This window comes from Frankia sp. CcMO1 (genome assembly GCF_977945845.1).
This window is the reverse complement of the sequence record NZ_CDWTMG010000380.1, coordinates 1-2,968: the sequence shown is the minus strand read 5'-3', so window position 1 is coordinate 2,968 and position 2,968 is coordinate 1. Positions and strand designations below refer to the sequence as shown.

Here is a 2,968-nt window from a genome sequence, read left to right as displayed (position 1 = left end):
GTCATGTTCCGTCCACGCACGGTAGGGGAGGCAGTGGAGATGCTGGCCACCGCCCGTGACGCCGGCAGGGCGGTCGATCTGCTGGGCGGCGGCACCGATCTCGTCCCCGCTCTCCGGTCCGGCGAGCGTCGGCCGGGAGCGGTGGTCGCCCTGCGCCGGGTTCTGGAACTGCGGGTCCGCGGCGCCGGGGCGGATTCGCTCACCGTCGGTGCGGGCGTGACTTACACCGATCTCGCGGGCTGGTCACTGTCGCCTGGCCTCGCCCTCGCCGCCCGAGTGGTCGGTTCCGCGCAGGTCCGCAACCTCGGCACGGTCGGTGGCGCGCTGGGCTCGGCACGTCCCACCGGCGACCTGCTCACCTTCCTCACCGCCGCGGACGCCGAGATCCTCGTGGCCTCGCCGCGCGGACCCGGCCGGATGACGCTGCCCGCGTTCCTCGCCGACGGGCTCGCCCCCGACGCCCTGGTCACCGCGGTAAGGCTGCCGCGGCCGGCCGGACCGCAGAGCTATCTCAAGATCGGGGGCAGGCAGGCCGCCTACCAGGCGTTGGTGTCGTGCGCCGTCCTCGTCGACCGGATGCGCCATCGACTGGCCTGCGCGATCGGGGGGGGGTCGGCTGCCGATCCGGATAACCGTCGCCGAGCGGTTCGCACACGACGAGGTGGACTGGTCCGCAGGGGCTGCGTCCTCGTCGGCGGCCCGCCGGTTCGGTGAGCTGGTGAGCGAAGCGGTCTGGCGGGCCGGGCCGGAGCTCGCGGCGGGTCCGCGGGTCTCCGCCGACTACCGCCGGCATGCTGCCGGCGTGCTGGCCGCCCGGGCGTTCACCCGATGCCTGGATGCCGCGGGGGCGCCGGTGGACCCTGGAGCCGGGCAGGACGCCCGGCCATGACCGCCCGTTTCGCGGGGGAGGTCCCGGCCGGACCGCCGGCCGGGTCGTCCTGGCCGGACGACGGTGTCGTCGCGCCGTATCACCTCCATGTCGACGGCTTCCTGCACACGGTGGCCGGCGCCTGGATCGGGGACTCCCTGCTCACCGTCCTGCGGGACGTCATCGGGGTGACCTCGGTGAAGGACGCGTGCGAGCAGGGGCGCTGCGGTGCCTGCTCCGTTCTCCTGGACGGCCGGTTGGTGGCGTCCTGCACGGTGCTCGCCGCGGACGCCGACGACGCCCAGGTGATCACCGTTACCGGTCTGAGGACGGCGGGACCCGCCAGGGCCGTGCGGGCGGCGTTCCTCGAGGAGGGCGCCGTGCAGTGCGGCTTCTGCACCCCAGGGTTCGTGGTCGCGGTGACGGACCTGCTCACCCGGCGGCCGGATGCGGACGAGGAGGAGATCAGGGAATCGTTGGCCGGCAACATCTGCCGGTGCACCGGTTACGGCCGGATACTCGCTGCCATCAGAACAGTGCAGGCTGAGCGGGGCACCCTGCCTTCGGGGGATACACCTGCTCCGCCCCACCGGGGGGGTGGGCCGATGAGTCCGGGGATCGGTCGTCCGGTGCGTCGTCCGGACGGGCCGGACAAGGTGACCGGTAGCTTCTCCTACGTTGGTGATCTGCGTGTTCCGGGGATGGTGCATGCCCGCACCCTGCGATCGCCCCATGCCCGGGCGCGGATCCGGCGCGTCGACGTCGACGCCGCGCGCCGGCTGCCCGGCGTCGTGGGGGTGGTGACCGCCGCCGATGTCCCCGGCACGGCCACCTACGGGCTGATCGTCGCCGACCAGCCGGTGTTCGCCGCGACCGAGGTCCGGTACGCGGGGGAACCGGTCGCCGCCGTGGCTGCGGTCGACGTCCGGACCGCGCGCCGGGCGCTCGCCGCGATCGAGGTGGACTACGAGCCGCTGGCACCTTCGACCGACCCCGACCGGGTATGGCAGCCGGATGCCGAGCCGCTGCATCCGGCGGGCAACCTGTACCGCGAGATCGAGCTGCGCCACGGCGATCCCGACGCGCTCGGCCCGGTGGTGGTCGAGGACCACTACCTCGTCGGGATGCAGGACCAGGCGTTTCTCGCTCCCGAGGCGGCCCTGGCGATGCCGGCCGCCGATGGTGGAGTGGACATGCGGGTGGCGACCCAGTGGCTGCATTCGGACCGGGAGCAGATCGCGGCCTGCCTCGGTCTCCCGGAGGAGCTCGTCCGGCTCGCCCTGGCCGGTGTGGGGGGTGCCTTCGGCGGCCGGGAGGACGTCACCCTTCAGATCCACGGCGCCCTGCTCGCCCGGGCTACGGGGCTTCTGGTGCGGATCGCCTACGACCGGGTCGAGTCCTTCCTGGGCCATCCGCACCGGCATCCGGCCCGGATGTGGTTCCAGCACAGCGCCACCGCCGACGGGAACCTGGTCAGCGTGCGGGCGCGGCTGGTGCTGGACGGCGGTGCCTACGCGTCGTCCTCGCCGGCGGTGCTGGCGAACGCGGTCACCCATGCCGCGGGTCCGTACCGGGTCCCGAACGCCCACCTGCACGGAGTCGTCGTGCGGACCAACAACCCCCCGTGCGGCGCCATGCGGGGGTTCGGGGTGTCGCAGGTGACCATCGGTCACGAGGCCCAGATGGATCGGCTGGCCGACGCCCTCGGCATGGATCCGGTGGGCCTGCGCGTCCGCAATGCCGTCCGACCGGGGGATGTGCTGCCCACCGGTCAGGTGATGGGCGCACCGCTGCCGGCGCGGGAGGTCATCGAGGCGGTGGCCCCGCGTCCGCTCCCGCCGGCGATGCCGGCGAATGTCGCGGTGACCGCGTTGCCCGGCGGTCGACCGGCCGCGGCCGAACCGGGCCGGGTCCGTCGGGGGGTCGGCTACGCCCTGGCCTACAAGAACCTGCTCTTCTCGGAGGGCATGGACGACTCCTCCGTCGCCCGTGCCCGCCTGGAGTTGGCTGAGGACGGAACGGTGCGGGCCCGGCTGCACAGCGCGTGTGCCGAGGTGGGCCAGGGATTCGTGACGATCGCGGGGCAGATCGCCGGATCTG

General features: G+C 73.6%; 1 protein-coding gene and 1 pseudogene. Both read left to right on the top strand.

Features of this window, described 5'->3' with window-relative positions:
• Positions 1–3 precede the first annotated feature (3 nt).
• Positions 4–889: pseudogene (locus AC08OU_RS24120) on the top strand (FAD binding domain-containing protein).
• A partial coding sequence (pucD, locus tag AC08OU_RS24115; protein ID WP_476605898.1) for a xanthine dehydrogenase subunit D occupies positions 886–2,968 on the top strand: 2,083 nt, incomplete at its 3' end. The pseudogene AC08OU_RS24120 and the gene pucD, both read left to right, overlap by 4 nt.